Here is a 19969-nt window from a genome sequence, read left to right as displayed (position 1 = left end):
GCGCGATCGCCATCCAGTACACCTGCACCGGCGGCCTCAACCAGCAGTGGCGGCTCCAGGACGTCGGTGCCGGTTCCGCAAGGCCACTGGACGAGCCGGGCGCCGCCGGCGGTGGACGCGTTCGCCACGTCCAGACACTTGCCGCTGTGCCGGGCCACCAGCCGGTAGTAGCCGTTGCCCTGGTCCTCGAACATCCACTGCTGGTTGGTGCCGGTGGTGCAGTGGTACTGGTTCACGAAGGCACCGTCGGCCGTGGAGGCGCCCGCGACGTCCAGGCACTTGCCGCTGTGCTGCGCGAGGACGCGCACGTAGCCGCCACCGACGTCCTGGAGCCGCCACTGCTGGTTGAGGCCGCCGGTGCAGGTGTACTGGATGGCGATCGCGCCGTCGGCGGCCGAGTTGTCGGAGACGTCGAGGCACTTGCCGCTGTGCCGGGCGACCAGGTTGTTGTAGGGACCGCCGCCCACGCCGGTGATCGTGCCGGCGTCGGTGTCGATGGCGATCTGCGGGTACCACGGCAGGTCCATCGTGGTCTTGGTGGGGAAGGTCAGGGGGAGCCAAACGTACTGGGAGTCGTTGACCGTGCCGCCCATGGAGTTGCCCCAGCGGTCGCCCATGTACAGGTACGAGGTGCCCTGAGTGCCCTGGACGGGCAGCACGAACGTGGTCTGTGATCCGTAGGCGGTGTCGTCACCGACGTCGGTCATGGCGGTCCAGGGACCCGTGATGCTCGTGGCGGTCGCGTACCTCTGCTGGTTGGGCTTCCAGCCGCTGTTGGCGGAGGTGAGCATGAAGTAGACGCCGTTGCGCTTGAACAGCGCGGGAGCCTCGCGGAACGTGCCCGGCCAGGGGTTGGCGGCCAGGCTGTCGTAGGAGGTGTAGTCGGCGCTCAGTCTGAAGATCTGCAGGTCGGCGTTGTTGTTGGCGGAGGTGATCTGATAGGCGGTGCCGTCGTCGTCCTTGAACAGCGTCATGTCGCGGGACGTGGTGCCGGTGGGCGGCCGGAAGCTGCCCTTGTAGGTGTAGGCGCCGTCGACGGTGTCGGACACGGCGACGGCGGCGCGGGCCTGGGTGTAGTCGGTGCCGTTCTCCTTGTGCATCCACATCACGTACTTGCCGGTCGTGCTGTTGTAGATGACCTTGGGGCGCTCGATGTTGGCGACCGCCAGCTCGGGATCGCTGCTCTGCGTCAGGACGTTGTTGCGGAACTCCCAGGTCCTGAGGTCGGTCGAGCGGTAGATCGAGACGGCTTTGAAGGTGTTGTCGGGGTTGCGGTTCTCGCCGAACCAGTAGTAGTAGGAGCCGACCTCGATCACTCCGCCACCGTGGGCCTGCACTACGGCGCCGGTGGTGTCGGTGAACTGGGTGGCGTTGGTCACGGTGACCGGGGCAGCCTGAGCGGGTGATCCGGTGACCAGGAGGGCGAACACGCTCATCGTGGCGGCCAGTATGAGCGTGACGGTGCGTCGGAGCATCGGGTTCCTCAACGACGATTTTGAGTTGCTTGTTTGGTTGTGTGCGGTCCCGTTGCCGGACGTTAGGAGCGGAACACGCTCCCGTCAAGAGCTACAACTCCGATGTTCGTGAATCCCTGTTACGGGTTGCTCAAGCGGACCGCTACCTCCAGTAAAGTTCCTCCAACCACTAGACGAAGTCTGGAAGTGGGGTCCTTAATACATTCAGCGTCATCCGGCGCGGCGTCAGTCTCTCGTGTGGTTCCCCGGCGCCCTCGACATTCATCGGATGACTCACTCCATCTGTTCGGTCTGAATGCTGAGCCGCAGCACGGTCCGAACTGTCCTGTGGACAGTCAGGAGAGAACCCCTTGTCAGAATCGCTCACTCGACGAAGAGTGCTCATGGGTATGGCGGCCATGACCGTTGCCACCGTCGTCACCCCGACCCTCGCCGCCTCCGCGCATGCCGCCACCTCCGCCTCCCAGTCGCTGCCCCTGGTACCGCTGCGCATCCCCAAGACAGACATGGGTGTCGAGCAGCAGCCCGACGACAAGGTCCAGTGGCTTCAGGACGCCAAGCTGGGCATGTTCATCCACTGGGGTGTCTTCTCAGGGCCGGCCAAGGGCGAGTGGTGGATGCGCAACGCACCCATCACCCCGGCCGATTACCAGAAGTACGTCACCGACGCGACGAGTAGCCAGTTCACCGCGGACGCCTACGACCCCACCGCCTGGGCGCAGTTGGCCAAGGATTTCGGGGCCAGGTACACCGTGCTGACGACCCGCCACCACGATGGCTTCGCCCTGTGGCCGTTGAACCACCCCCACAGCTGGAGCTCCGGGCAGGCGCCCCTCAGCCGCGACTTCGTCAAGGACTACGTCGCGGCCACCCGGGCGGCAGGGCTGAAGGTAGGTCTCTACTACTCGCCCATCGACTGGCGCTACCCCGGTTACTACGACGTGTACGGCACCAACTGCGCGACCAACCCGTGGGGTTACACCACCGACCCCGCGCACAAGGAGAACGCGCGGATCATGAAGACCGAGGTGTACGAGTCCATCAAGGAACTCGTCACCCAGTACGGCGTCATCGACGACCTGTGGTGGGACGGCGGCTGGATCGCGGAGCAGGGCAGCGACGCCGACGCCGCCTTCTTCTGGGAGCCCGGCCAGTTGCGGGACACCGCCAACCAGTGGCCGGTGGACGCCACTTACGGCGAGACCGACAGCAGCGGCAAGCCGCTGGGCCTGATGGGCATGGTGCGCGCGCACCAGCCCAACATCGTCGCCACCTCGCGCTCCGGCTGGATGGGCGACTACGCCAGCGAGGAGGGCCCCTCCGTGCCGAGCGGGGCCATCCGTACCGGCAAGGTCACCGAGAAGGTCTTCACCGTCGGCACCACCTGGGGCTACAACTCCGACGGCAAGGTCATGAGTTACAGCACCGCCATGAACCTCCTGGTCAACTGCTGGATCCGGAACATGACGGCCATGGTCAACATCGGCCCGGACCGGCACGGCACCGTGCCCGCCGGCCAGGCGAGCCTGCTGCGCCAGATCGGCTCCTTCATGACCACCTACGGCCAGGCGATCTACGCCACCCGCGGCGGCCCGTGGAACCCGCTGGACGGCCAGTACGGCTACACCTACAAGGACAGCACCTTCTACGTCCACCTGCTGCCCGGCTACAGCGGCACCAGCTTCACCGCCCAGCCGATCGGGGACGCTCAGGTCACCCGCGTGTTCGACGTCGCGGCCGGCACCGACCTGCCGTACACCGTCGGCTCGGACGGCACGGTGACGATCACCGGCATCAACCGCACCCGCAACCCAGAAGACAGCATCGTCGGTGTCACCCTGGACCGGACCGTGCAGCCGGCCGACATCGGCGCGGGCCACACTGTGACGGCGAGCAGCCAGGAGTCCTCCCAGGGCAACACCGCGGCGAAGGCGGTCGACGGCTCCACCGCGACGCGCTGGTGCGCCAACAACGCGAACACCGGGGCCTGGCTGACAGTGGACCTGGGGTCGGCCAAAGCGGTCACCGGCGCACGGATCGCCTGGGAGTTCGACGCCACGAACTACAAGTACAAGATCGAAGGCTCCACGGACAACGCCACCTGGACCATGCTGGCCGACCGCACCGGCACCACCAGCACCAGCCAGGTGCAGGCCGTCCTGTTCAGTGCCCAGGTGCGCTATGTGCGTGTGACAGTGACCGGACTGCCCACAGGCGTCTGGGCCTCCGTCCGCAACCTGGAAATCTACGACCGCCCCTTCTCCGCCGACCTCGGTACCTACCGGCTGGTGAACCACAAGAGCGGCAAGGTGCTCGACGTCAGCGGAGGCTCCACCGCCGACGGCGGCTCCCTCATCCAGTGGCCACAGAACACCGGCACCAACCAGCAGTGGAAACTGTTGCCGAACAGCGACGGCTCCTACCGGCTGGCCAACGTCAAGAGCGGCAAGGTTATGGACAGCCCGGGCGGCTCCGCCCAGGGCGCCGCCCTGGACCAGTGGACCGACACCGCCAGCCGCAACCAGTGGTGGCAGCTGGTGCCCGCCTCCACCGGCTACTACCGGATCGTCAACGTTGGCAACGGCTGGTGCGCCGACGTCAAGGACGCCTCCACCGCGGACGGCGCCTCGATCATCCAGTGGCCCAGCGCGGGCGGAACCAACCAGGAATGGCAGCTCGTGGCCCTCTAGTGGCTTGAGACAGGGCCGTGGACGCACCAAGCGCCTTCACATACCTGGGCAGCACCCCCTGGCTCGGCCTTCCGGCCCCGTGTGGATCTGCGTCACCTTGTTCGCGATCGGCGGTAGCGCCCTGGCCTGGTTCCGGCACGGCCGTGCGCTCTACGCCGTAGGCGGCAACAGCGAGGCCGCGCGGACTGCTGGCATCCGCGTCGACCCGGCTGGTGTGGGTCGTCCTCATCCTGGGAGGCGTGCTCGCCGCCTTCGCCGCCATCCTCTTCACCGGCCACTACGGTTCCATCTCCGCCGACCAGGGCAGCGGCTGGATCTTCCAGGTCTTCGCCGCCACCGTGATCGGCGGGGTCAGCCTCAACGGCAGCCGCGGCACGCTCTTCGGTGCCCTTGAGGGCCCGTCCCCGGCCCCGTGACACCGGCCCGGATTGGCCGGCTCGCCGGGGAGGGCTCCATCGGCGTTCGCGAGTGGTCCTTTTCCAACTCGGCGTGCCGGTAGGGCAGTTTCTCCGCTGGAGTCATGAAGCCCCGACAGATGGGTGTTCGGCCAAGAGGACCGTCTGGGCATTACCGGTCCGCGACGTCGAGCGGCTGTCCGGCGGCCGGTCCGGCAGGGGAGCCAGGGCCGGTGCACCGAGCCCGCCCCCACGGCACGAGCTGGACCACACCGAACGCCACCTCGACAACGAAAAACAGCCATAGCCAGCGCGGGGCGCCGTGGGCCAGCGCGTACGCCTGCCATGTGGCGAACAGCGTGCGCGCGACGCCGTCGAACAGTCCATGCACCGGCAGCGGTTTGACGATCCGCAGGAGCGCCCAGACGACCACCACCGAACCCATCAGGTTCGCGTAAAGGATCTCCATCGGGTCGAGGGCGGGCAGCGCGTCCAGCCCGAGCGCGTCACCGAGCTTCGACAGCACTTCGTGCACCAACGTGTACGTCCACGGCGTGGCGAATCCGGCTGTGACCACGAGGTCGTACCAGGCACTCGTGCGTACGGCGCGCAGATACGCGGGATGGGAAGGGGCGGAAAGACGGATCACGGCGAGGCTCCTGCTGGTCTCCTGCATGGACGCCACGACGGTAAACAGTGGAGTAATGTCCAAGGTCAAGTCCGCAGTTCGGGGGAGAGCCGTGCGTATCGGGGAGCTGGCCGCACAAGCGGGACTGACCAGGGACACCATCCGTTTCTACGAGAAGATCGGCCTCGTCACAGGTCAACGGCTCGCCAACGGATATCGCGACTTCCCGCCGGAGACAGTGCCCTGGCTGCTGTATGTCCGCACCGCACAGACCCTCGGCTTCACGCTGGCCGAGATCGCGCAGACCGGCGAGGAACTGCGCGACGCACCCGACACTGCTGAGGCGTTGTCCGCGCTTTTCGAGGAGAAGATCAAGATCATCGATGCGCGCATGACGCAACTTGCCGCTCTGCGCGCCGAACTCGATGCACGCACCGGCACCGGATGCCCGCTGCGGCCGGCCGGCCGGGCCGGCTGAGTATGGGCGAGCGGGCCACGACCGCCCGCCAGCCCGAGCCGCCCTCCCGTGCGCTGCATCCTCTTGCCGCCGGGCGGCCGAGGCCGACGTGGCGGGAGAGGGAGCATGGGCTCCGGATGGTTCGCTCGGCGCCGGTGCGGGTGCGCTGGGTTGGGGTGTCGCGGATCCGGCCCCCTGCTGGCTGGGTTGCGGGGTGGGGCGGTTGGTCGGTGTGCTGGGCGCGGAGGTCTGGGGGGTGGGCGCAAGGGTGTCGAGTCCTCGCAGTGGCTCGGCCGCCACCGGTGGGTAGTCGGAGAGGACCGTGTCCTGGCTGGCCGGCTGCCGTCGGCTCCACCGCCGTTACGAGCGCAAGGCCGAGCACTTCCTCGCCTTCGTCGGCACAGCGGCACTGCGCATCTGCTTCCGTCGGCTGACTACCTGAATCCGGCAACGTGGGCAGGGAGGTCATCCCGATGCGTCAGAGACCTGACAGATGGTTGGAAAGCCAGTCGACATGCCTGTCGCGCGTCTGATCGCGTTCCTCGGACGTAGTGAGGAAGACGTCGGCTCCGCCGTCGTAGGGGTGGTGGATGCGACGCATCTGAGTGTCGGTGACGGGGACTCCCGCCACCTTGTCGTCAGCGATGTCACGAAGTAGCTCGTCAAGGCGGCCGTGTCGCCAGGGTCGGCGGGCGACGAAGAGGTGGCAGTAGGTGCGGAACTCTGGGGCAGGATCGTCCTCCACCAGCAGGCTCTGCCAGTGGCCAGCATCAGTCTGGAACGGCGGAACCTCGGTTTCCGCCGCCCAGACCGGTGTGATCACGTACACGTCCCCACCAGCGAACAACTCATCAAGAACCGTGTTGTACTGCTCCAGGACGACGGCGTACTCGCTCTCGTCCTGTGCGTATCGCTTCGACTCGGGCAGGCTGTGGAAGCGCACCCAGAGATTTCGGTACGGGTCGCGGAGCTTTTACCCAACCGGAGGACAGTGGGGCCAATGCTGCTGCCACAGCTCCGTCAAAGCCGCCGATACGCCTCCAGACATCTGCCGCACTCGTCCTCTCGCACAGTGGCCCCTACCGGCGACCATGATGCCCGGCGCCCATCCACCAAGAGAAACTTGCACTGGAACGGCTGTGCAGCGGTGTTGTAGCGGTCTTCGAACGCTCGGATCCGCTCCCCGACCTGGGCAAGGTCGGGGAAGTCGTTGGGCGAGACGGCCTTGCGCTGGACGACGGAGAGGTAGATCTCCACCTGGTTCACCGGCGTGAAGCGCGATGGCCGTCCTGAGCGTTTGTGGTCGGCCAGGGCCGGCAGCCGGCCCACGTCGAACCGGTCACGCCAAGTCCGCACGGTGTCCACGTGCAGACGGGCCTCGACAGCTATCCGGGCGTTGCTGCGGCCGCGCGCCGCCAACAGCACGTCCGTGGCGCGTTACTGGGCCTGATGGGGAGTTTTGTGGCCGTAGGCCATCTTCTTCAGACGGTGGCGCTCCGTGACAGTCAGCACCACGGGCACGGCGAGGCGCACACTCATGGAAGGCGGGCCGCCGATCCTTCCGGGGTAGACACGGGCAGGTGAGGCCGCGCCATGCCGCGGCGGGCCGGCGCCTTGGCAGGCCTTCGATGCGCGTATCGCGGTGGGCCCTCGATGACTTCGTCGTGGGCGCTGTCGCTTCGCGTCCCGGTTCAGCGCAGTGTCACGGCGAACTCGCAGTCCGGCCCGGCTCCCCTGCTCGCAGGATTTGGGATCAACACGCTGCGCACACCCCCGGACGGCTGGCGTTGTTGCTCTGAAGCCCAGGCGAACAGGGCCTCGATGGCAATCTCGACCTGGGTCCCGCTGCCCCACCGTCCGGGCCCCTCCTGGCGGACGAATGCCTCTTGGTGCGCGGACTCGGTGCGGAGCGTGAGGTCGGGGAACCTCGCCGCGATCTCGTCCGCCTGGTCGTCAGGAACGGGCCAGCAACACTCGACCGGACCGTCGCTGTCCCCGCTCACCTCCCCGTGGTAAATCGTGAACGGCGCGCCGGCGATCCCTTCGATGCGTGAGACGCCACCGCCCCGCAACCGGTGGATGAACAGCTCCCGGATCACCTGTTCCAGTTGGTCCTGGTGCACTCTGCGGATCAGGCTGAGCAGGCTGCGCTCTGGGATGTCGCGGACGCCGACCTCGTACATGGCGGACTTCTTTCCCTGAAGGCGGTCAACGAGGTGGCCGATCAGTACTCGCTGGGCGGCGTGCTCAGCTTCGGCCGCAGCCCAGTAGGTGCGGATCTCCTCCGCGGCCGTCGCCGGCTCCAGGGCCAGGATGTCCCTGATCTGGGCCAGCGGGACGCCGAGCCGGCGCAGCGAGGCCACCAGGCGGGCCTGCTCCAGTTGCGTGGCCGCATAACGGCGGTAGCCGGTATGCGGGTCGACGTGGGCAGGCAGCAGCAGCCCGAGTTCGTCGTAAAGGCGCAGCGCCTTGGGCGACAGACGTGACAGCCGCGAGAACTCACCGATGCTGACCAAGCTCATGGACGGCTCCCTCGTTCCGGGCGCGGCGCCCGGTCACAACCACTGTGCGGCTTCCCCAAAGGTGAAGGTCAACAGCACGCCGGTCGAGACAGCGGGGCCACATTCAACCCCCGAAGGACCTCCGGAGCCGACCACTTGGCGCACGATCAGACATGGATGTTCCTCAGGCCCCGAGTCGCCGCGGGCAGGCCCCTTTCCTCGGAGGGTGCGGGCCGGCGCGAACTCAGGGCTGATGCCGCACGAAGCAGGCGTAAGCGAACCTCTCGCCCGCGCGTGGCGCCCGGGTCCAGGATCGGGTGGTGAAGGTGGGGAGCTTGCCTTGGGTCAGCGCGAAGCGGGGGAGCGTGTCAGCGTTCACGCAATTCCGCACGATCCGCATGATCACGGTCACGGAATTCCCCACCCGCGCGGTCACGGTTCCCATGGGGACGGCGGTCGCGGATGGCGGCTTGTGCTGCGCGGAATACCAAGATCGCCGTCCCGGTTGCTCCTCCCGTACGGCCGGCACCGGAAAGGGCCGTGACCATGAGGGGAGCATCGGATGCGGGCAGTCGGGTTCCGGATCAACGGAGGCGTCGAGGTGCTGGAGGAGTTGGAGCGGCCCGAGCCGGTGCCGGCTCCTGGCCAGGTCGCTGTGCGGGTGGCCTTCGCGGGCGTCAATTTCGCCGAGATCCAGCACCGCCGGGGCGAGTTCGGCGCCCCGGACGGACCAGGAGGAGTGGACATCCCCGGCCTGGAAGTCGCGGGGGTGGTCGTCGCGCTCGGTGCGGGGGCGAGCGGGCTGGAGATCGGCGAGCCGGTTGCGGCATACCTGCCGGCCTTCGGCGGCTACGCCGAGGTGGTGGCAACGGACATCCGGTTCGTCAGGTCCCTGCGCACCGAAGCGGGAGAGGCCGACCTGGCCCAGGCGGCGGGGCTGCCCTGCGTCTATCCGACGGCCTTTGGGATCCTCAAGGACGCCGGACGGCTGCGGGCGGGGGAAGACGTGCTGATTCACTCCGCGGTGGGGGGTGTGGGCTCCGCGGCTGCACAGCTGGCCCGGCAGTTGGGCGCCGGCCGGGTGTACGGCACGGTCGGCTCGGCGGAGAAGATTCCGTACGCCGCCGAGCTCGGTTACGACGAAGTGTTCCTGCGCGACGGCTTCGCGGAGCAGCTGGCCGAGGTGACCGGTGGCCGGGGCGTGGACGTGGTGCTCGACCCCGTCGGCGGGCCGATCCGGGAACAGAGTCTGACCCTGCTGGCGCCGTTCGGCCGCGTGGTGGCTTATGGAGACCTCGGTCGGCACGAGCAATGGACGGCCTCGGTATGGGACTTGTGGAAGGGCAACCGGACCATCGCCGGGTTCAACATCGGCGACCTCGCCCGTCGGGCTCCCGAGCGGATCGGTGAGTATCTCGCCGAAGCCCTCCGACTGCTCGCGGCCGGGCGGATTCGGTCCGGGGTGACGCAGACCCTGCCTCTGGCCGAGGCGGCGAAGGCACACCAGCTCCTGGAGACGGGCTCAGGCCAAGGCAAGATCCTTCTCTCGATCACCTGATGCGATGTCAACTTGTCGGCCAAGTCTGCGCAGGGCAGCAGGTGGGAAATTGCGTGATCACAGACCTGGGGAAATACGTGGGGCTGAGCGCATGACGGTGCAGACGGCCGACGGTTGCGTGTGGCACCGGCGGGGAGTCCGTGGCCCCACAGCCTGCGAGAAGGCGCCTGTCTGAGAACCAGCTCAGTCATCTGAGCTCGTGGCGACTGCACGTCCCACCGCGGCACCCGGACAGCGAATGCCCCCACTGGCGATGAAATCCGCGTCAGCCCCGCCCAGGTCGGCACTGCCAACGAACACTGGCCCGCACACGGACGGCGAGCAGTCATCTTCGGCCCCCAGTCAGGCAGTTGACGTCTGCCACCGGCCTACGACCAACCCGCCTCGCCGTCGACTCACACCACCGCCGGATTCAACGAACTACCGGTAGCGGCACGGACCCAGGCCAGCCCTGAAGGCACTCGCCGGAATCGGTCCGCGTCACGGCTGAAGACAGGCGCACGTGCAAGCTCACGCCGACCGCCTCGGATCAGGTCCGAAGGGTGACGCCGTATCGAGTCTTCATCCGGTGCAGCTCCCACAGCGACACGGCGGTCACCGACAGTGGCCCGCCGAGCAGGGAGCAGAACTGGACGACCGGCGGGCCGTGCGGCAGACCGCCGTCGATCGCGTTGAAGATCCCGATGACCCACACCAGCACCGTGGTGACCACCGGCGGCAGCATCGGGTGGACGTGGGCGGTGTTGAAGGCGGTGCGGGCCGAGTACAGCGACGCCAGGGCGAAGAAGGGAATGCCCCAGAAGATCACGGCCATCGCCGCCGCGGCCTTCACACAGTTCAGCCAGTTCAAGTCGTCGGTCTTCTCCAACGGGCTCAAGGCAAGCACGTACAGGACCGAGGCGATGGCGAGCAGCGTCAGCACATACCAGCCGACCGCCTTCAGCGGGGCGCGCAACCGGGAGCGCAGATGCGGCCGCAGATGCGGGGGCGCGTAGTAGATGAAACCCAGAATGACCAGGGGCCCGGCGACCATCAGCAGGAACGGGGCAATGAACATGTTGGCGGCGCTGCCGTACGCCGCGTCCGACAAGTCGTCCGGGTTCACGCTGTAGGCCAGGACCAGGGCGATGGCAGCGGCGGCGCCGAGCACAGTGCGAGCCAGCTGGACGCGGTCGACGGTGCGGTCCACGATCCGGCCGTCGCCCTCGTTCGCGAACAGCCTGGTGGCGACGCGGTGTGCGGAGCGCAGGATGACGAGGGCGATCGAGAAAGGAGAGAGGTACCACAGGCAGCCGCGAGGGCGCCGGGCGGCAGGGCTCGGCGTGGGCTGCGGGCCATAGGGGTACGGGTTCGGGTACGGGCCTGGGTTCGGTGGCGGAGGGCCGTAGGGGTTGCCCTGCGGTGGACCGTACGGCGCGCCCCAGCCTGGGCCTCCCGGTCCGTTGCCGCCAGCCTGCCCGGGGCCCGGCCCCCATCCCCCCGTAGCCATACCTTCTCCCAACTTTCGACTCGGCTGCTCGCCGTGTCGCCTCGTGACCTCGTGGCAGTGTAGTGACTGATCATCCGATGCATGACAGGTCGCGTTGAGAATGCTCTGCTCGCCGCGGGCGCACTCTCCGGCCTTTCACGAAATCTCCGCCGGACCGGCGCAGTGGACCGCATCACGACCAAGGGCCGGGGGGAATACGCCCGGCGGCAGGCGCCCGTGTGGCGAGCTGCCATCCGACGATCATCCGGGAGTACACGTCCAGGACGAATGCGACGTAGGCCCAGGCCGACCAGGTGCGGATGTTAGCCGCGGGCTTCTTCCAGCAGACCTGCCGCATGTGCGGTCCGCTGGTACAACACGTAGCGCCCGTCTCTGACCTTGGTGACGAGACGTGCGCGGTGCAGTGCGCTGAGGTGGTAGGAGACGGTGCCCGGGGTGCATCCGATCCGGGCGGCGAGTTCCGCGGTGAACCGGGCGGTTTCGAGCTCCGCCAGCAGGTCCGCTCGGGCGTTGCCGACCACTTGCGCGATCCCTCCGGACCTGCGATCCCGGCCGGCTCCGATCCGCTGTGCGGGGTAGTAGAGGACGAACTGCCCGGGGGTGTCGACCTGGATGATGACGTCGGGCCAGTTGAGCACGCCGGGGGCAAGGACCAGGTCCCGGCCGGTGACATCGGTTTCGCCGGCCCACGACTTGGCGACGGTCCGCGTCGCCTGCCCAGGCCATCTCGGGGTGGAGCGCTTCGAGCGCCCGGCCGACGCCATGGGTGGCGATGGCCGTCGCGCGGTGGGCGATGTCCTGATCGATGATCGAGCGCGCAGTTCGGGCCGGCCCTCGGCTAGGGCATCCCGCCAGAACCGGGCGAGACCGTTGGCGAGATGTCGCGGCATCCGCCCCGACTCCGCGATCCGGCGGGTCGTGGCCAACAGCGGCCTGTTCCAGTGAGTCCGGGTGTAGGTGGTTCCGACGCGGCTTGGTCATCGCAAAATCCCTCAGGACAGGTGTTGCAACGACCTATGGAACCCAAGTTCCTAAACGGGGCCACCACTGATGCGTGAAGCCAATCGGCGGGGAGTGCGACTCGCTGGAAGGGCAGCTGGACCACGCCGACGCTTGCCCGGACGAGGCGCCTGCGCGGCGTCGGCGGCGACTTCACAACGGGAGGTTCTCGATGAACTCAATCCCCCTCGTTCACGAGGGGGAGGAAGTCAACTCGTACTCGAAGGCTCAGGCCCCAACGCTGATTCGCCGAGGCGTGAATGCGTGTGACCGGGTGCGATGGGTCAGTTCGGGTTGTCGTCGCCGGCCGCGCAGGAACAGGCGCTGCCCTCCATCAGGGGAACGGGTGAGAGCGGACCCGCTCATACAGCCCGGCGTGGATGCGGGCCAGGGTGCCGCTCGCCCGCCACCTCCAGGCGTCCGTCGGCGCAACCTCCTGTCGGTTCGGCAGTCTTACTTCCCGGGGTGCACATGACGACGGAACATCAGGTTGCCTTCTTCCTGAGGGAGTTGGAGACGGGCGATACCTGGCGACGGGCAGCAGCGGCGAAGGGGCTCGGCAAACTCGGCGACACCGAACACGCCGCAGTGCTCGTCCGGGCAGCCGCCGACCCCGCGCCCGAGGTGCGGGAAGGCGCGGCGGTGGGGCTGGGCAGGCTGGGGGTCTTGGCGGCCGGGGCGCAGACCCTGCCTGCGCTGATGGATGACGACGATCCGTGGGTGCGCAGGCAGGCCTCTCTGGCGTCCATCCGGCTCGGGTTGCGCGATCGCGAGGTCGTGGACGCCTATGGGCGACTGCTCGGCGATCCGGACTACCACCTGCGGATCAACGCCTTGGAGGCGTTGCGGGAGCTGGGCGTACCCGGTGACGTTCCCGCGCTCGTCCGGCTGCTGGGTGATCCGGCATGCGGCGTCTGGGGTCGGGCGCGGGCCATGGTTTTTATGTTCAAGAAGGACCCGGATGTCGAGGCGGAGCTGGTCCGTACGGCCCAGTGGGGGGCGGATGCCGCCCGCGTGCCAGCCCTGTGGATGCTGCCGGACCAGCACGCCGACCGGCTGCTGCCGTCGCTGCTGAGGGTTCTGACCGATGACCCTTCTACCGAGGTGCGCTGCGCTGTGGCTTTTCGACTGTCGCAGGTGGATCGCCCAGAGACGCAGGATGCGCTGTTCGCTGCCCTGGAAACGGATCGGGACCCGGAGATGGCGAGGCAACTGCTGTTCCAGCTCGAGCGATCGGGTGACGAACGGCTGCTGGGTCCGGCCTCGCGCTGGCTGAGCGACGAGCGGGCAGGGCCGTCGGCCGCCGCTGCTCTGGGGTCCGTCGGCGGCAAGGCCGCCACGAGGCTCCTGCGGGCTGTTCTCACCGACCCGACAACAGCCGCCCGCACGCTTGCTGCAGCAGCAAGGGCCTACGGCGATATGGGGAGATGGGACGCCGTGTGGCTGCTGCTGCCCCTTCTGGACCATGCCGCGCCCGAGGTGTACGACGGTGCGCTGCGCGGCCTGGACGCCATGGCGGACACCGGGTTCCGGCCGTGGGAACGCGCGGCGGTCGCCCGGGCGCTGGTGGCCCGTCTCGGCGTCGCCACCACCCTGGTCTGGGTGGCAGAGAGGGTCCTCGTGGGCCTGGCGGAAGCCCTTCCGGGTCTGCGGGAACTGGCGGACCAGACCACCTCCCCCCTTGTCCGGGCCGCCGCGCTGTCGCTCCTGGACCCGCACAATGCGACGGACGCCGGCACCCCGCACGATCTGCCGCTCTTCGTACGGCACTTGGACGACGTGGATACGTCGGTACGCCAGGCCGCCGCAGAGGGGATCGCCCACTGGGTGGAGGAGACGGGCACGCTCCCCCCAGGCGAGGAGCGGCTGCGCGACCGGCTCACCGCCCTGGACTCGGACCCATTCGAGTCCGTACGCCAGGCGGCGGCCGAGGCGCTGCGCGCCCTGGACGGCTGCCGGAACAACTGACGAGGCAGGGGCGACAGCGGCAACACCGGTGACACCCCCACCCTTCAGCTTGGAAGTTCTTGTTCTTCCGGCCTCGAATGTCCTCTGACAGGTGATCTTGACCATGTGCCGGGCGAGTTCGACCGGCCGGGTCTGCGTCGGCGCTGCCGGTTGATTCGGCAGCTCAGTGACCGCATGCCAGAACTGGGGTAGGTATCGGCTGTGGATACCAATGACTCCCGCCTGCCATCTGTCGATCACGCTGCCGAGATCGCTTTCACACGCGGCTGCCAGGCCCTGGACTCGGGGGACGGGGAACGCGCACGCAGCCTTTTCGAGGAAGCGGTCGGCGGTTCCGGCCCGCAGATGCTCTGGCACGTGGCCGAGGCATGCCTGGAAACCGACCAGAGTGCATTCTGGATGAGTCGGGCTGTGGTCTCGGAGAGCGAGCCGGGCGGCATCACGGTAGACCCGGGCGCGCTACGTATCCTGGGGGGCAACGGCGATATGTTTCAACAGCACTGGGAGATCGCCGTCCAGTCGAACGACCCGGCCCGTGCGGTCGCGGCGCTCACCGCCGCAGAACGCCGCCTGGGATGCGTGCTCGAGGACGGCCGTGAGCTCCCGCCGGAGGAGGCCGAGGATGGCTTGGCCGACACCGACCTCTACAGCCCCAACTTCGTCGCCGTCGACGACACGGTCCCCCGCGTGTGGATGGACTGCAAGGGCGGGATGTTTCCCCACATGGCCCGCACCGCGCTGCGCATCGTGGCAGACGAACTATGCAAGGCCGGGGTACGGCACGCACACCTGTACACCCGTCCCGCATCGCACCCCTCAGGCAGCTAGCCCTGTGAGCGCGTACGTTCACCGGGTTGGGCAGGCGCACCTCTACCCCGGCGCGCCCCTGGCAGGATGGCCGACATGTTCGAAGAGAAGTTGCGCGCGCTCTCGCAGATGACGGCCGAGCACATGGCCATGCCATTCCCGCCTGGCTTCCGTGGCCTGGACATCGAGGGCCAGGACATGGTGATGCTCGACGCGGACGCCTACGGCTGCGCGGCGGGCGTCCTCGAGGGCACGCTCACTGAACCGCACCGCGCATGGCTGGCGCGGCTGGTTGCGGTGTTCGGCAAGGTCCTCCCGGCGATCGACGACGAGTACGCGACCAGGTACTACACGCACGTGCGCGACATGGCCGTGCTGGCCGCCGAAGTCGAGAGCCTGCGCGACAAGTAGTGCCTTGACAGGGAACGCTCGGCGGGGGCAGCTGCCGAGACGGTTGGATGTGCGGTGACGTCCGTCCCAACCGCTGGGGGTGTGGTGGCAGAACCTGTTCGCGTGCGCAGGTTGACCGACCAGGAGGGGCAGAAGCTGCGGCAGATAGTGCGTCGGGAAGCACCAGTTCGGTACGGTACCGGCGCGCGATGATGCCGCTGGCCTCGGCGGGCGGGAAACCGTGTGCCGTTAATCGCGAAGCTGGTGCAGGCCGACGAGGACACCGTCCGCGAACCATAGCGGCCACAGCACCAGCCACGACCGTCGGCGGGGCCGGGCGCCGCTGGACGACCAACTCTGCCAGCCGAGAATTCTGCGACTGGACGGGCGTGAACTGCAACGATTCTGGCCGCAGTTCCCTGACTTCCCACACCACCCGGATCGGGTGAAATCCTGGCAGGACTGAGGCGGCGGGCAGCGGGTGGTGGCCGAAACAATTGTGTATGCGCCGCGGGGCAGCGTGCGGTACAACGAGATCATGGAGGAGCAGCGACTGCCGGGTGGCCGGACGGTAGGGGCGGTGCGTATCGGTGATGAGGTCCATCGGCCTGTACAACCCTGGACGCCTGCCGTGCATGCGGTGCTGCGTCATCTGGAGACCGTGGAATTCGATGGCGCGCCCCGGGTGTTGGGGATGGACGGGCAAGGGCGTGAGGTCTTGACCCATCTGGTGGGCGAGACCGTGGGTGAGGATCTTCCCTGGCCTGTGTGGGTGTACTCGGATGCCGCGTTGGTGAGTGTGGGCAGGTGGGCCCGTCGGCTGCACGATGCGACGGAAGCCTTTGTGCCGCCACCGGGCGTGCGTTGGCTTGCCGGGCAGACCTGGCGGCCTGGACTGGTCATCGGGCACCATGACGCCGCACCGTGGAACGCGGTGTGGTCCGCGGGTGAGCTGGTCGGGTTCTTCGACTGGGACACAGCTGGGCCTTCGTCGCGCGAGTTCGATCTGGCGTTCATGGCCTTGACCTGGGTGCCGTTGCATGCCCGCCGGTTGGCCGAGCGGACTGGATTCACCGCGTTCGAGGACCGGCGCCGACGTCTGCACCTGCTGCTCGACGCCTACGGCTACGACGGCGACCGGTCGGCCTTCGGGAACGTGGTGGCCGCACGGGCCCGGACCAACGCCGACGTCATCGACCACCTGGCTGCCGGCGGCGACCCGGTCTACGCCGCGCTGGGACCGGTTGCCGCCGATCTGCGTCAAGCCGCCATCGAGGTCGAGGCGTTGCCCGCACCCTTCTGGTCCCCTGCCGGCGGCTAGGGCGCGGCGGGCGATGATTGCCGCGCACCGGACCACCTCCGGATGATGGCCGACCCCGTCCACCACTGCGGCACACGCCATTGACGAGCGCCTCACCCGGGCGGCGGCCGCTGTGAACACGATCACCGCGCGCCGGGCGAAGAGCGTCTGAGCGGTCCGCGACCTCTCCCACTGGTCGCTCGTGTGGGGCGGCGCCAACGGACTGAGCGGCGGCGGTCGGCTACCCGCGGACGAGGGCGGAGAGGGAACCGCGACCTCGCCGTGGCTGTACAACTCCCTCGCGGACGCTGGTGATGTCGACGGCGACGGAACCGCGGACGTGGTGGCGCCCGCCCATGCGGACGGCACCTGGGGTCTGGCCGTCTACTACGGCCCGTTCGACCGCACGGGCGCCCCCCGCACGCATCGAGTTCCGCGACACCGTGACGAAGGACGCCGGGTACCCCAAGGGGCAGGTGCGGTCACCGTGCTGCGCGGCGGCCCGAACGGTGTCACCACCACGGGTGCCCAGGTCATCACCCAGAACACCTGGAGCGTGCCGAGCACGTCGGAGGCGAAGGATCACTTCGGAACAGCCGTGCATGTGGCCGCAGGTGGGGCGGGCGAGGTCCTGGTCGGCGGGATCGGCGAGGACGGTGGGAAGGGGCGAGTCCGGCGGTTGCCGACCACCGCCTCCGGTGTCACCGGCGTGGGAAGCACCAGCTTCAACATCGGCGTCCTCTCCGGCCGTCGGGTGCCACTCACTTCGGTGAGCACTTCAGCCGCTGAGACGCCACTTCGTGCGAGGCTTGGCGTATGGCCTTGCCTGCGCACCCGCCTCTGCTCGTGATCGTCGACGCCGCCAATGTCGTCGGGTCCGTACCGGATGGGTGGTGGCGGGATCGGCGTGGGGCCGCGGAGCGACTGCGTGACCGGCTTGCCCGGGACGGGATTCCCGGGCGAGCCGAGGATGGGGATGTGGAGGTCGTGCTCGTGGTGGAGGGCGCGGCCAAGGGAGTGGAGTCCGTGCCTGGTGTACGCGTGGCCTCGGCGCCCGGCAGCGGCGACGACACCATCGTGGATCTCGTCGCCGAGTCCGGCGGCCGCCCCGTCCTGGTCATCACCGCGGACCGTGAACTCCGGCGCCGGGTCACTGATTTGGGAGCGGAAGTAGCGGGCCCGCGGACAGTCCGCGGCACCCCATAGGCACTTGCCCCTCTTGGGGGCTGCGCCCCCAAACCAGCAGACAGCTCCCGACCACAGGGCGGGCGCGCGCTGGCATCAGTTCCCTTCTGTGCCCCCTCGGTCGAGGTCGTCACGCCGTACACCGACGACAACGAGCGCCGCGGCCCAGACGCCCGCCCCATCCCGGACTTGGTCCGGGCGCCCGGGGAGGACAGGGCTGTCGGCGCTCGGTCCAGAGAGCGCCGGAGAAGTTTTCCGGATTCCTGTCACATGTGCGGGCGCCGGCGGGTCAGAGCTGTGAAGACGCCGACCAGGCCGAAGCGAAGGAGAGCAGCCATGACGAACACTTCCATCTCCCGGATGCCCAACCCGGCGGAGTTCGTGCCCGAGTTGAATGACATCAGCGCCGCTCTTTTCCGGGCCACGGGCAACCGCTCGGTGCCGCGCACCACGATGAACCTGGTCCACCTGCGTGCCGGGCAGATCGTCGGCAACACCTACCTGACGGTCCTGAACACCGGCTTCCTGCGCAAGGCGGGGGAGTCCGAGGAGCGCATCACCGCAGTCTCCTCCTGGCAGGACGCCCCCTACTTCACCGATGCCGAGCGCGCCGCGCTCGCCTTGACGGAGGCCACCCTCCAGCCCGCCCCGCACGGCAAGGAGCGGGTGTCCGATGAGTTGTACGCCGAGGTGGCGAAGCATTACGACAACAAGGCGCTGGCCACCCTGACCATCGCGATCGGCCAGATCAACTTCTTCATCGCCCTGGCCGTCATCGGCAAGCCGCAGCCCGTCAGCTCCCTCGCGGACGAGCAGTGGGACTGACCCGTCCGCCGGCCGGATCGCCGAGCTGGCCGGCGGGGGCCGCATAAGCGTCGACGAATCACCGTGGACGCTGAGGCGCATCCCCATCCCGCACGCGCCGTGTACCGCCGCGGTGACCAGTACTTCGAAGCCCTTGAACAGCACTTCCTGCCAGGCGAGTTCGTCGTGGTTCATGCCCTGGACGTCGACGTCGACGGTCCGGTTCAGCCCGCCCCCTCGGGACATGACGGAGCGTCATGCCCGACGTATCACGGCGGGGATGTACCGCGGCTCGTGGTCTGAAATCGAACACACCCTCAGGCCGTGACGGCTCCCTGTGATCGCAGGGAGCCTCGCTCAAACCGCCCCGGCCACCGCCACCAGTTCCCACTGATGGAGTCAATCGCCTGCAGGTGGGGAGGCAGGCTGGCGCAGCAGCCACTGTCCGAACGTCCGCCGTGCGCGCCGCACCACGACGTGGCCGTGGGTCGTCGTGCCGACCAGCTCCACGCGCAGCGTGATAGGCGTCCCGGGGTCTGGAGCCTGACGAATCTTGATCTTGCTGTGTACGAGGCTCAGGGCACCGGTATCGACCTCGATGCCCGGCTTGGTGATCAGCGTCAGCTTCTTGCCGGCCATGTTCATGTCGATCCGTAAGGTGTCCTGCGTGATCACTGCCTGAGTGAAGTCGAGCGTCACCTCACACCACGCCGTGGCCAGCTCCAGTCTCCGCGGCACCACCCAGCGCCCCTCGCGTCTGACCGCACCACTGTGAATGCCCTCGATGCGGAGTACGTCCTTGACCTCCGCTACAGCGGTGCCGGTCGAAGCGGACACGGCCGGCAGGTCAGCGGTCAGTGCGGTGAGCTCCCTGACGGTGCGTGCCGACAGCGCGGCTTCCAGGCGTTCGTCCAACTCGTCCGCGGTCAGCAGGCCGTCCCCCGCCGCGATGCGCAGCACGTCCACGATCCGGTCCCGGTCCGCATGAGATGCCCTCAGCTCGGGTGACGAGTCGGGGCTGAAGCGCTTCCCGGTGGGCGAGATCTCTCCCGGCATACTTCCGTCCTGGTCGTGTCGAACGTCTCCGCGACGCAGGCAGCGGCGCGAGAGAAGACTAACGCTATATCGCGACATGGATCCCGGCTGGACCCCATCGCGAAGAGACGATGATGGCGTCGATTCACGGCAAGCGCCGGCCTTCCATCATGACGAGATCATCCTCGACGTACACGAGGGAGTAGATTCCGGGCGAGCCGCCAGCTGTGCCAGCCCTTGATCATCACCTTGAAGGTCTGCTCGTCCTGCCGCACCAGCGGCAACCAG

Annotated in this window: 18 protein-coding genes and 3 pseudogenes; 13 read left to right on the top strand and 8 right to left on the bottom strand. The window is 68.2% G+C overall.

What is annotated here, in order from left to right; all coding sequences use genetic code 11:
• A partial coding sequence (locus tag ACN6LB_RS36035) for an RICIN domain-containing protein (protein WP_445029517.1) occupies nt 1-1475 on the bottom strand: 1475 nt, incomplete at its 3' end.
• Between the two features lie 398 nt (nt 1476-1873).
• Between ACN6LB_RS36035 and ACN6LB_RS36030 the strand changes: the two genes are divergently transcribed.
• Together ACN6LB_RS36030 and ACN6LB_RS36025 are read left to right on the top strand one after the other, a co-directional pair.
• Nucleotides 1874-4165 (top strand): alpha-L-fucosidase, encoded by a 2292-nt coding sequence (locus ACN6LB_RS36030; protein ID WP_445029516.1) that lies wholly within the window; start codon nt 1874-1876, stop codon nt 4163-4165.
• A 20-nt stretch (nt 4166-4185) separates the two neighbouring features.
• Nucleotides 4186-4563 (top strand): annotated as a pseudogene (locus ACN6LB_RS36025) (ABC transporter permease); the annotation flags it as partial.
• Nucleotides 4564-4732: 169 nt separating this feature from the next.
• Here the strand turns inward: ACN6LB_RS36025 and ACN6LB_RS36020 are convergent.
• Nucleotides 4733-5236 (bottom strand): hypothetical protein, encoded by a 504-nt coding sequence (locus ACN6LB_RS36020; protein ID WP_445029515.1) that lies wholly within the window; start codon nt 5234-5236, stop codon nt 4733-4735.
• A gap of 64 nt (nt 5237-5300) precedes the next feature.
• On the opposite strand from ACN6LB_RS36020, the gene ACN6LB_RS36015 reads away from it, so the two are divergent.
• Both ACN6LB_RS36015 and ACN6LB_RS36010 read left to right on the top strand, forming a co-directional pair.
• Nucleotides 5301-5666, top strand: a complete 366-nt coding sequence (locus ACN6LB_RS36015) for a MerR family transcriptional regulator (RefSeq protein WP_445029522.1) — start codon at nt 5301-5303, stop codon at nt 5664-5666.
• A gap of 240 nt (nt 5667-5906) precedes the next feature.
• Nucleotides 5907-6087 (top strand): annotated as a pseudogene (locus ACN6LB_RS36010) (transposase); the annotation flags it as partial.
• A gap of 36 nt (nt 6088-6123) precedes the next feature.
• Here ACN6LB_RS36010 and ACN6LB_RS36005 read toward each other — a convergent pair.
• The 3 genes from ACN6LB_RS36005 to ACN6LB_RS35995 form a co-directional block, all read right to left on the bottom strand.
• On the bottom strand, nt 6124-6588 hold the full coding sequence (locus ACN6LB_RS36005) for a DUF3885 domain-containing protein (RefSeq protein ID WP_445029514.1): 465 nt from the start codon (nt 6586-6588) through the stop codon (nt 6124-6126).
• Nucleotides 6589-6665: 77 nt separating this feature from the next.
• Nucleotides 6666-7070 carry a helix-turn-helix domain-containing protein gene (locus tag ACN6LB_RS36000; protein ID WP_445029513.1) on the bottom strand — a complete coding sequence of 135 codons (405 nt, stop codon included), beginning with the start codon at nt 7068-7070 and terminating at the stop codon, nt 6666-6668.
• Between the two features lie 266 nt (nt 7071-7336).
• Nucleotides 7337-8167 carry a MerR family transcriptional regulator gene (locus tag ACN6LB_RS35995; RefSeq protein WP_445029512.1) on the bottom strand — a complete coding sequence of 277 codons (831 nt, stop codon included), beginning with the start codon at nt 8165-8167 and terminating at the stop codon, nt 7337-7339.
• A 541-nt stretch (nt 8168-8708) separates the two neighbouring features.
• Between ACN6LB_RS35995 and ACN6LB_RS35990 the strand changes: the two genes are divergently transcribed.
• Complete coding sequence (locus ACN6LB_RS35990; RefSeq protein WP_445029511.1) at nt 8709-9704, top strand: quinone oxidoreductase family protein; 996 nt, start codon at nt 8709-8711, stop codon at nt 9702-9704.
• A gap of 529 nt (nt 9705-10233) precedes the next feature.
• Here ACN6LB_RS35990 and ACN6LB_RS35985 read toward each other — a convergent pair.
• A complete protein-coding gene (locus tag ACN6LB_RS35985; RefSeq protein WP_445029510.1) occupies nt 10234-11193 on the bottom strand; it encodes a hypothetical protein in 960 nt (319 codons plus the stop codon).
• A gap of 302 nt (nt 11194-11495) precedes the next feature.
• Nucleotides 11496-11957 carry a helix-turn-helix domain-containing protein gene (locus ACN6LB_RS35980; RefSeq protein WP_445029509.1) on the bottom strand — a complete coding sequence of 154 codons (462 nt, stop codon included), beginning with the start codon at nt 11955-11957 and terminating at the stop codon, nt 11496-11498.
• Between the two features lie 706 nt (nt 11958-12663).
• Between ACN6LB_RS35980 and ACN6LB_RS35975 the strand changes: the two genes are divergently transcribed.
• The 8 genes and pseudogenes from ACN6LB_RS35975 (at nt 12664) to ACN6LB_RS35940 (ending at nt 18667) form a co-directional block, all read left to right on the top strand.
• Nucleotides 12664-14160, top strand: a complete 1497-nt coding sequence (locus tag ACN6LB_RS35975) for a HEAT repeat domain-containing protein (protein WP_445029507.1) — start codon at nt 12664-12666, stop codon at nt 14158-14160.
• A gap of 201 nt (nt 14161-14361) precedes the next feature.
• Nucleotides 14362-14988 (top strand): hypothetical protein, encoded by a 627-nt coding sequence (locus ACN6LB_RS35970; RefSeq protein ID WP_445029506.1) that lies wholly within the window; start codon nt 14362-14364, stop codon nt 14986-14988.
• Between the two features lie 75 nt (nt 14989-15063).
• The gene (locus ACN6LB_RS35965) at nt 15064-15378 is read left to right on the top strand and encodes a hypothetical protein (RefSeq protein ID WP_445029504.1); all 315 of its coding nucleotides are present in this window, start codon (nt 15064-15066) and stop codon (nt 15376-15378) included.
• An 84-nt stretch (nt 15379-15462) separates the two neighbouring features.
• Nucleotides 15463-15651: pseudogene (locus ACN6LB_RS35960) on the top strand (IS630 family transposase); the annotation flags it as partial.
• 244 nt (nt 15652-15895) lie between these two features.
• Nucleotides 15896-16678, top strand: a complete 783-nt coding sequence (locus ACN6LB_RS35955) for a phosphotransferase (protein WP_445029503.1) — start codon at nt 15896-15898, stop codon at nt 16676-16678.
• A 181-nt stretch (nt 16679-16859) separates the two neighbouring features.
• Entirely contained in the window at nt 16860-17507 is a 648-nt protein-coding gene (locus tag ACN6LB_RS35950; RefSeq protein WP_445029502.1) for a hypothetical protein, read from the top strand.
• Nucleotides 17474-17863 (top strand): NTP pyrophosphohydrolase, encoded by a 390-nt coding sequence (locus tag ACN6LB_RS35945; protein ID WP_445029501.1) that lies wholly within the window; start codon nt 17474-17476, stop codon nt 17861-17863. Before ACN6LB_RS35950 ends, ACN6LB_RS35945 begins: the two co-directional genes overlap by 34 nt.
• A 315-nt stretch (nt 17864-18178) precedes the next feature.
• Nucleotides 18179-18667 (top strand): carboxymuconolactone decarboxylase family protein, encoded by a 489-nt coding sequence (locus tag ACN6LB_RS35940; RefSeq protein ID WP_445029500.1) that lies wholly within the window; start codon nt 18179-18181, stop codon nt 18665-18667.
• Between the two features lie 378 nt (nt 18668-19045).
• Here the strand turns inward: ACN6LB_RS35940 and ACN6LB_RS35935 are convergent, their stop codons facing one another.
• Nucleotides 19046-19702 carry a DUF1707 SHOCT-like domain-containing protein gene (locus ACN6LB_RS35935; RefSeq protein WP_445029499.1) on the bottom strand — a complete coding sequence of 219 codons (657 nt, stop codon included), beginning with the start codon at nt 19700-19702 and terminating at the stop codon, nt 19046-19048.
• Nucleotides 19703-19969 lie beyond the last annotated feature (267 nt).

It is taken from the genome of Streptomyces sp. SAS_270, assembly GCF_052543295.1.
Note: the sequence above shows the minus strand (reverse complement) of the source record. Positions and strands in the feature narration are given on the sequence as shown.